The organism is Acinetobacter sp. ANC_7634 (assembly GCF_056779875.1).
Map to the genome: position 1 here is coordinate 1 of NZ_JBWYIT010000021.1, position 8,620 is coordinate 8,620.

The following is an 8,620-nucleotide window of genomic DNA, read 5'->3' on the forward strand; positions in this document are numbered from 1 at the left end:
ATTTTAATGAGGACTAAGGTTTGAGTTTGCATCGTTGCGACCGCCATCTTGTGTGGGCGGATCGTCGGGATTTCAACGAGCAAGGTTTCAACTGATGTAATCATTTCCACTCTACGCATTCTTGCATTGTGTATTTCATGTGGTATACCTTAAAAGAATGCAAAAATAGAGTCGAAGATCATTTTTGCATTTTAATATATTTTAAAGGTATGGAAGTCATGGAGCTTAGACATCTACGATATTTTGTCGCAGTGGTAGAAGAACAAAGTTTTACAAAAGCAGCCGAAAAGTTATTTATTGCGCAGCCACCATTAAGTAGACAAATTCAAAATTTGGAATCAGAGCTTGGCATTGCTTTATTTGAGCGAGGTAGCCGTCCATTAAAAACAACACAAGCCGGTTATTTCTTTTATCAGCACGCAGTGAAATTACTTGCCAATGCTGAAGAAGTTAAGTCTATGACAAAGCGTATAGGTCTAGTTGAACGTACAGTAACAATGGGGTTTGTCGGGTCACTGCTTTATGGGCTGCTTTCTAAAATTGTATATTTATATAGGCAGCAGCAACCCCACTTAAAGATTGAACTTGTTGAAATGACCACGTTAGAACAAGTTAAAGCACTCAAAGAGGGGAAGATTGATGTTGGATTTGGGCGGCTTAGAATTTCAGATCCAGCATTGAAGCGAATTTTGCTTCGTGAAGAGCGCTTAATGATGGCAGTGCATGCAAGTCATCCTTTAAGTTTAAAAAAAGAAGGTGTTTATCTATCTGATATTTCTGATGAAAATATTTTTTTATACCCTAGCCATACAACCCCTAGCTTTGCAACTCAAGTCCAAGCCTTGTTTGCAGAATATAATTTAGAACCTAAAAATATTCGTTTGGTGCGAGAAATTCAGCTATCTCTTGGTTTGGTTGCAGCTGGTGAAGGTATTTGTATTGTCCCAGAAAGTGCGAAATCAATTCAGCTATCCCATTTGCTTTACATCCCAATTTTAGATGAAACTGCAGTAAGTCCAGTATTTATGACGATACGTAATCTAGATGAGAGCGAGGACATCATGTCTCTAATAGATTGTATTTACCAAGTGTATGATTTAGAAGCAATTAAGTATGATAGAAATTTAATTTAGATAGGGTCTAATACAATAATTAGACTTAGGTCTAAAGCTATTGGATAAAAAATAGCAATCAAAAATCTTAAATACTCAAAATAACTACGACTTTAGCTTATGCCCCGAAAAGGGGCTTAATTTTTTTTGATAAATTTCAAACAAATAATTTTAACTTTAAAGAAAAAGTAGGTTGCAATAAAAAATTCAAATTAGAAATTCTCAAAGAATTTTTTTTTTAAGTAATTATTCGTCTAATTTTTATTCAATCATAATAGAAATAAGCCCTCGAGATTATTTAGACCTTGAAGGTATATATATAGATATATTCGGTTTTGGACATTTTTTCAGCTTTAAGTCAATGTTGCGTCATATTTTTGGAGAGTTTATTTGCAGGAGGCGCAACCTTGGAAGCAAACAAATTAAATATCAATCGTGTGATTGATGATGCTAAGTTCACACCATTTCATTGGGGTGTATTGTTTTGGTGCTTATTGATTATTATCTTTGATGGTTATGATCTTGTCATTTACGGAGTTGCATTACCTTTATTAATGCAGGAATGGGCATTAACTTCAGTACAAGCTGGATTGTTAGCAAGTACAGCTTTATTTGGGATGATGTTCGGTGCTATGTCATTTGGTACATTATCAGATAAGCTTGGTCGTAAAAAAACCATCATGATTTGTGTGGCAATCTTCAGTGGATTTACATTTTTGGGGGCATTTGCATCAAATCCGACTGAATTTGGTATTTTACGCTTTCTTGCTGGTCTGGGTATTGGCGGTGTGATGCCTAACGTTGTTGCTTTAATGACTGAATATGCACCTAAGCGAATTAGAAGTACTTTAGTTGCTCTTATGTTCAGTGGATATGCAATTGGTGGTATGACGTCAGCATTATTAGGTGCTTGGTTAGTTCCACAATATGGCTGGAAAATTATGTTCTATATCGCTGCATTGCCTTTAATCGCATTGCCGTTGATTTGGAAATTCCTACCAGAATCTTTGATGTACCTGACCAACAAAAACCAAACCGAGCAAGTGCGAATTAATGTTAAGAAAATCGCACCTGAAAAAAATATTACTGCTGACACTCAATTTGTATTAGATGAAGTCACAGCAGGTGATGAAGCTCCTTTAAAAGCATTATTCCAGCAAGGTCGTAGCTTCAGTACTTTCATGTTCTGGGTTGCATTCTTTATGTGTTTACTCATGGTTTATGCTTTAGGAAGCTGGTTGCCAAAACTGATGATTCAAGCGGGTTACTCGCTTGGTGCAAGTATGATCTTCCTATTTGCATTAAATATCGGTGGTATGGTGGGTGCAATCGGTGGTGGATATCTTGCAGATCGTTTCCACATCAAAAAAGTACTCACAATTATGTTCGTGTGCGGTGCACTTGCACTTATCCTTCTCGGCTTTAATAGTCCACAAATCGTGTTGTATACGCTAATTGCAATCGCGGGCGCTGCAACGATTGGCTCACAAATTCTACTTTATACATTCGTCGCACAATATTATCCGTCGACAGTTCGTTCAACAGGTATGGGTTGGGCATCTGGTATTGGTCGAATTGGTGCAATCGTAGGTCCAGTACTCACTGGTGCTTTGTTAACCATGGAACTTCCGCACCAAATGAATTTCTTGGTCATCGCAATTCCTGGTGTGATTGCAGCGTTAGCAATTTTTATGGTGAATCTGAAAAATTCAGTAGATGGTAAAATTGCTCAGGAAGAATCTGTACACTCTTCTAAAGTCGTAGAACAAACTCAGTAAAAATTCTTTATAAATAAGACAGCTGCCAGAAGGTGGCTGTTATTTAGACTTTTAAACCATTTTTTAGGATAAGAGAGATTAGGATGATCTTTTCAAACAAACCTTTTACTTTAAGTTTAATCTCATTAGCTGTTTTAACATCTACTGCAGCATACGCGAATAGTCCACAACAGTCTGAAATAGAGCAATTACGTCAAGAAATTGAAGCACTTAAATCAATGATGGAACAACAACAGAAGAATGCTGTTGTGCAGGCAAAATCGATTGAGACATTAAAGACAGAATCTGTTAACCCCCAACCAAAACTCAATGTTGGTAAAGATACCACTTTTAATTTTTATGGAAATGTTCGTCTAGATGCTTCATATCAAGCTGAAGGTAGTGGGTTAGATCGCCTATATAATAATATTAATAAGGTTCCTTTAGCCGGTAATAATGAGGCGAGTGATCAGCTTAAGTCGACTCTATCAGCAACACGTTTAGGTTTGGATATTCATAGTCAAATTAATGATAAAAAAGTTTCAGGTAAAGTTGAAGTCGACTTTTTGGGTGGAGCTGGATTAGATAATCTTCGTATACGTCATGCTTATATGAATTACGATAAATGGTTAATTGGTCAAACTTGGTCTAACTTTGCTGTGCCAGACTATATGCCTGAAACGATTGATGCCTTAGGTTATGTGGGTGGTGCTGTAAAACGTACACCTCAAGTTCGTTATAGTATGAGTTTAGCACCTGCAACAGGTTTGGTCCTTGCAGCAGAAGATCCAAAAGATGGATTATCTAAAATGCGTACACCTGCAGTCACAGCGCGATTGAATCATCAATTAAATGATGATGCTAAACTCAGTTTACGTACTATGGTCAATGAAAAGAAAACAGAAGTTGATGAATTCGTTGCATGGGGCGTAGGACTTGGTATGCAATATAAATTAGCTCCTTCAACTACACTGAAAGCTGACTACTATCATGTAAAAGGAGATAGCAGTTTCGTTTCATGGACGAATCCTGGTATCAGCCGTAGCTCATCTGGTGAAATTTTAGATGAGAATGAATTTGACTCGATTACAATAGGTCTAACGCAGCAATTTAATCCTCAATGGCGTGGAACTGTTGGTTTTGGTTATATGAATCAAGATGTAACAAATGCTTATCGAGGTGGTGCAGTAAATCTGACAGAGATCAATAAGGAGCTTTGGCAAGGTTGGGTCAATGCATTCTATAGTCCGATCAAACCGATTAGCCTTGGATTGGAATATGTGTATGGTGAGCGTAAAGCTGTAGTATCTGCACCAAATGGTTCTAACACAGGTGAGGATAATCGTGTAAGTGCTGTAGCAATTTATAATTTCTAAATTATTCAAACTTGAATTATGATAAAAAGAGCGATTTTTCGCTCTTTTTTTATGGGATGGTTTTAGAGAATGTCAGAATAGATCCTAGAAAAAATAAAAATATAAAAGTACTATGAGATCTTGTTTTACTTTACATTCTCATCTACTAGGAGAAGGCGCGTTTCGTGTACGAATTAGATTGCAAATTACTCAGTATTTTTTTTCATGTTTACAAATTTAAAAGTGTCTCGGTTGCTGCTGAACAATTGCAGATGAGTCAACCTGCTGTAAGTAATATTCTTAATAAAATTCGACAACATTATAACGATCCGCTTTTTTTAAGAATTGGGAATGAAATGATCCCGACGGAATTATCAAAGCAATTATTCCCATTGGTCAGTGAAGCATTAAGTAAAGTTGAAGCGATTAATAATTTTACGATCGATTTTGATGAAGCTATATCAGATCAACAATTCACCTTGGCGATGACTGATGTTTCGCATTTAGTATTACTGCCTAAGATTTCCCAATATCTAAAAGCAAAAGCATCTCATGTCAGATTAAATGTGCGTCCAATAACTTCTGAAACAAGTTATCAAATGGCAAATGGTGAAATTGATCTTGCATTAGGATTTCTGCCTCATTTGGAAAATGGCTTTTATCAACAAAAACTATTCGAGCAATATTATGTTGTAATTGCAGCAAAAGATCACCCTCGTTTAACGGGAGATTCAATCAGCAAAGAGCAATATTTGGCAGAATCACACATTGATATTGATGCGGGAATGGGGCATTACCATATTGAAAATGAGCTGTTAAACCTTGAACTTAAAAGAAATATTTTAATGCGATTACCAAGTTATCTTGGTGTTGGTCTTGTTGTTCAAGAAACTGATGCGATTGCTACAGTGCCTTACTATCTAAGTGAAGTTTTATTATCACGAGGCAATTTAAAAATCTTTGATGCACCTATTGCTTTCCCGACATATGGTGTTAAACAATACTGGCATATGTCCTGTCATCATAAGACCAGCCATCAATGGCTTAGACATATGTTTCATGAAATCCTTGTAAAATAACACTCATAAATACTCTATGAGCAAGCGATTGGGGTTATATAGGTAGGCTATTCCTTAAATAAAAAATAGCCTAAGCTCTAAGCATCGTTATTAATTTTTAACTAAACCGCCATCCACTATTAAATTTTGACCAGTGACAGCTTTGGAGTACGGTGACAAAAACATTAAAATGGCTGAAGCAAACTCATCAGGAGTGACTACTTTACGCAAGGGGGTAGCGGAAGCAATATAATCAAAAACTTCCTGTGGCGTGCTTTTACTTGCATCAGTTTGTTGAAGTAATCCACCAGACAACATATTGACATTAATTCCAAACTCACCTAATTCATGAGCACATGTTCTCGTCAATGCGAGAAGGGCAGATTTTGCAGTAGTATAGTCATGATATGGCACAACAGGATTTTGCACCAAGTTTGTTCCTATATTCACAATTCGACCGAATCGATTAGCTTTCATGTCGGCTAAAGCGGCTTGAGTGGTATTAAGGGCAGCTTTGACAGCACCCTCAAACTGAGTGTGCATATCATTCCATTGTATTTGTGAAATATTTGGTCTTGCATCCCCGTTAAATTTAAATCTAACGAGTGCATTATTCACAATTGAATGAATAGCTTCACCAAAATGCAGTTTGGCAGCCTTAAACATTTCTGAAACTTGATCTGCATCAGTAATATCCGCTTGATAACTAAAAACTTGATCAGGATGTGAAAGTTTTAATGTCTTAGCGGACTCATGACTACTATGATAATTGACAACGACACGAGCGCCTTCGCTCAATAATGCCTTGGTAATAGCCAAGCCAAGGCCTCGTGCCCCACCTGTAACGAGTACAATCTGTTCGTTTATTTTCATTTACACACAATCAATAAGACTTGGTGAAGATTGTATGTAAATAATAAGTAACTTCAACCTTTGATAAAGCAAAAATATTTATTTTTGAAATGAAATTTCTAATAGTTTGTGATGAATAAATCTGAGCTTGTCTAAGACTTTATCTGATAGCGTAAATGGGTATGCATCATCTAAACCCATACTGCGATTAAGTGCATTTAAGTTAAAAGTGATGGTTAACCAGTTTTGTAAAACAGTTTCAAAGTTTTTAGCACCAATCGGATTTTCTTCGATCGTCATACTTGGGAGATCAGCACGTTTAGATTGAACACTCAGACCCGCATAGTATGCTGTTTCTAAGGTATCCATCATATGTAAATAATGTGCCCAAGTCTCTGCCCAATCTTCCCATGGGTGAGCACTTGCATAGGAACTAATAAATTTTTTTTGCCAGTCTATGGGTGGACCTTCGTGATAATGTCGCTTTAAAGCCTCAGCATAATCTTGTCGTTCATCTCCAAACATTACTCTGAACGCATCAATGAGATCTGGTCGAAGCTCTTGAATGAGATCAAAATAGTAATGCCCGCTTTCGTGGCGAAAATGACCGAGTAGGGTTCGATAGTTTTCACCCATTTTTATTCGGGTTGTTTCGCGGTATACGACGTCTGCTTCGCTTGCATTTAATGTAATTGTACCTTGAGCATGCCCAGTTAAAACAGGAAGATCTGGTTCGGGCATCAAAAAATTAAATCTAAGTCCAAATTGATCATGATCATTTTTTTTTGGTCTCGGCATGATATTTAGTTGTTGCATCATATAAAGGAAACGACGCTTCGCATGCTCTAATCTGCTCCAATAGATGGTGTGATCAGGATTATTTAAATTTGGAATAATAGAGGTTAGTTTGCAAGAGTCACAGTAAATATCAGAACTTTCTGCAGGAATCATCCAATTGCATACATGATGATGCAAATAATTAAAACAGGGTTTATAGAGTTTATTTTTGAATTTGGGATTAATAGATTTCCACAATTGACTAGTATGTTTATGGAAACTTCCCATTTCTCTTTCTTCTACAACATATCCTAAATTAATTCCACAATGAGTACATGTAGAATTCATAAAAAAGATTTGCCGATTGCACTGCGCGCAAGAAAAATATTTCATAAAAATTATTCATTTTTTTGAGATTATACCATTGCTTTTTTCAAAAAAAAATTTGTGTTTCTGATATTAAATAATGAAAATTAAAAGCAAGAAAAATGATGAACAATAAGTAATCAACGTATTGAATTTGTAAATAGCAGTATAATTAAGATCATTTAGTTGCTGTATAAAATAAAATCAATTTTATTAAAAAATAGTGTGATGCAAATCACAATATATTGAAATATATGATTTTTAATCTAAAAAAATCTTGATTAGAAAACTAAATGATCGTTTAATGCTATCAAGTAAAATTTCTTTAAATCTATGGGTATTTTGTATATGCAAACTCAGATTATCTCAAAAAAAACCTTGAATAATACGATCACTTCAGAAAGCAATATAATTAAAATTGTTGAAGACTCAGTTGTAATGATCGACGTGGCTCCTGAAGATGTTCAAGAGCTGATTGTGAATGATAATCAGGTCATTATTAAACTTAATAATGGGGAAACAATAACCCTAGAAAACTTCAATTATGAAACATCTGATTTAGTTTTCCGTAACCAAAATAGTGAGATGTTTGTTCTTGATTTCAAAAATGTAGAATACAACCCTTTAGAAAGCATAGAAGCGTTACTAGAAGGTGGTGCTGGAACTGGCGCTACAATCTTAAATAATTGGTTAGCTGGTGGTGCACTTGCACTAGGTGCAGTTGGAGTTGGCGTTGCTGTATTTGATGCTGCTAATGGATCAAGTGACACAAAACAACCTTCCAAAGATCTCAGCAAATTAGTTGATGCAATCAATGATGCTAAAAATTCATTAAATCAATTGGATGGTGATGAAAAACAGCGAGTTGAAAATGCTATTAATGATGCAGAAGCTGTTTTAAAAGACCCAGAATCAAGTCAAGAATTACTTGACCAGACGGCTGATGATTTAATTTCTATTGTTGAAGATGCTTTAAAAGATCAAGAAGCTAAAGATGCTGCTAAATTAGAAGAAGCAATTAATAATCTTGAAGCTGATTTGGAAAATGCAAAGGATAAGTTGGAAAATGAAGATCCAAATGATCCATATACTGATGAAACTAGATCAGAATTAGAAAAAGAAATTGAAGAAGCTCAAAAGCTTGTAGATGACTTTAATAACAATATTGGTGACAAGCCAAGCATTGATGATGTAAATAATGCTCGTGATGAACTAAATAATGCTGTGGATAATCTTACTAATTTAGATTTTTCAGCAGCAACACAAGCGGTTCAAACTGCAGAAGCTAAGCATGATGAATTGGTAGAGGCAATTGCTGCTAAAAATGGTGTAATCAGTCCAGC

General features: G+C 35.7%; 7 protein-coding genes. 5 read left to right on the forward strand and 2 right to left on the reverse strand.

Translation table 11 applies throughout. The features are described from left to right. The first annotated feature begins 218 nt into the window (after window positions 1–218). The 4 genes from AC1M9A_RS14230 (at window position 219) to AC1M9A_RS14245 (ending at window position 5,303) form a co-directional block, all read left to right on the forward strand. Window positions 219–1,133 carry a LysR family transcriptional regulator gene (locus tag AC1M9A_RS14230; protein WP_035270297.1) on the forward strand — a complete coding sequence of 305 codons (915 nt, stop codon included), beginning with the start codon at window positions 219–221 and terminating at the stop codon, window positions 1,131–1,133. Window positions 1,134–1,519: 386 nt separating this feature from the next. Next, window positions 1,520–2,890, forward strand: a complete 1,371-nt coding sequence (locus AC1M9A_RS14235) for an aromatic acid/H+ symport family MFS transporter (protein WP_481610473.1) — start codon at window positions 1,520–1,522, stop codon at window positions 2,888–2,890. A gap of 83 nt (window positions 2,891–2,973) precedes the next feature. Continuing rightward, the gene (locus AC1M9A_RS14240; protein ID WP_481610474.1) at window positions 2,974–4,245 is read left to right on the forward strand and encodes a DcaP family trimeric outer membrane transporter; all 1,272 of its coding nucleotides are present in this window, start codon (window positions 2,974–2,976) and stop codon (window positions 4,243–4,245) included. Window positions 4,246–4,409: 164 nt separating this feature from the next. Beyond that, window positions 4,410–5,303 carry a LysR family transcriptional regulator gene (locus tag AC1M9A_RS14245; protein ID WP_092766282.1) on the forward strand — a complete coding sequence of 298 codons (894 nt, stop codon included), beginning with the start codon at window positions 4,410–4,412 and terminating at the stop codon, window positions 5,301–5,303. Window positions 5,304–5,393: 90 nt separating this feature from the next. On the opposite strand, the gene AC1M9A_RS14250 is transcribed toward AC1M9A_RS14245, so the two are convergent. Next, the gene (locus AC1M9A_RS14250) at window positions 5,394–6,155 is read right to left on the reverse strand and encodes a 3-oxoacyl-ACP reductase (RefSeq protein WP_481610475.1); all 762 of its coding nucleotides are present in this window, start codon (window positions 6,153–6,155) and stop codon (window positions 5,394–5,396) included. Between the two features lie 78 nt (window positions 6,156–6,233). Next, window positions 6,234–7,304, reverse strand: coding sequence for a zinc-binding metallopeptidase family protein (locus AC1M9A_RS14255; protein WP_092766284.1), 1,071 nt, complete (start codon window positions 7,302–7,304; stop codon window positions 6,234–6,236). Window positions 7,305–7,625: 321 nt separating this feature from the next. On the opposite strand from AC1M9A_RS14255, the gene AC1M9A_RS14260 reads away from it, so the two are divergent. Next, window positions 7,626–8,620, forward strand: a 995-nt coding sequence (locus AC1M9A_RS14260; RefSeq protein ID WP_481610476.1) for a BapA/Bap/LapF family prefix-like domain-containing protein, incomplete at its 3' end; no start/stop codon positions are given.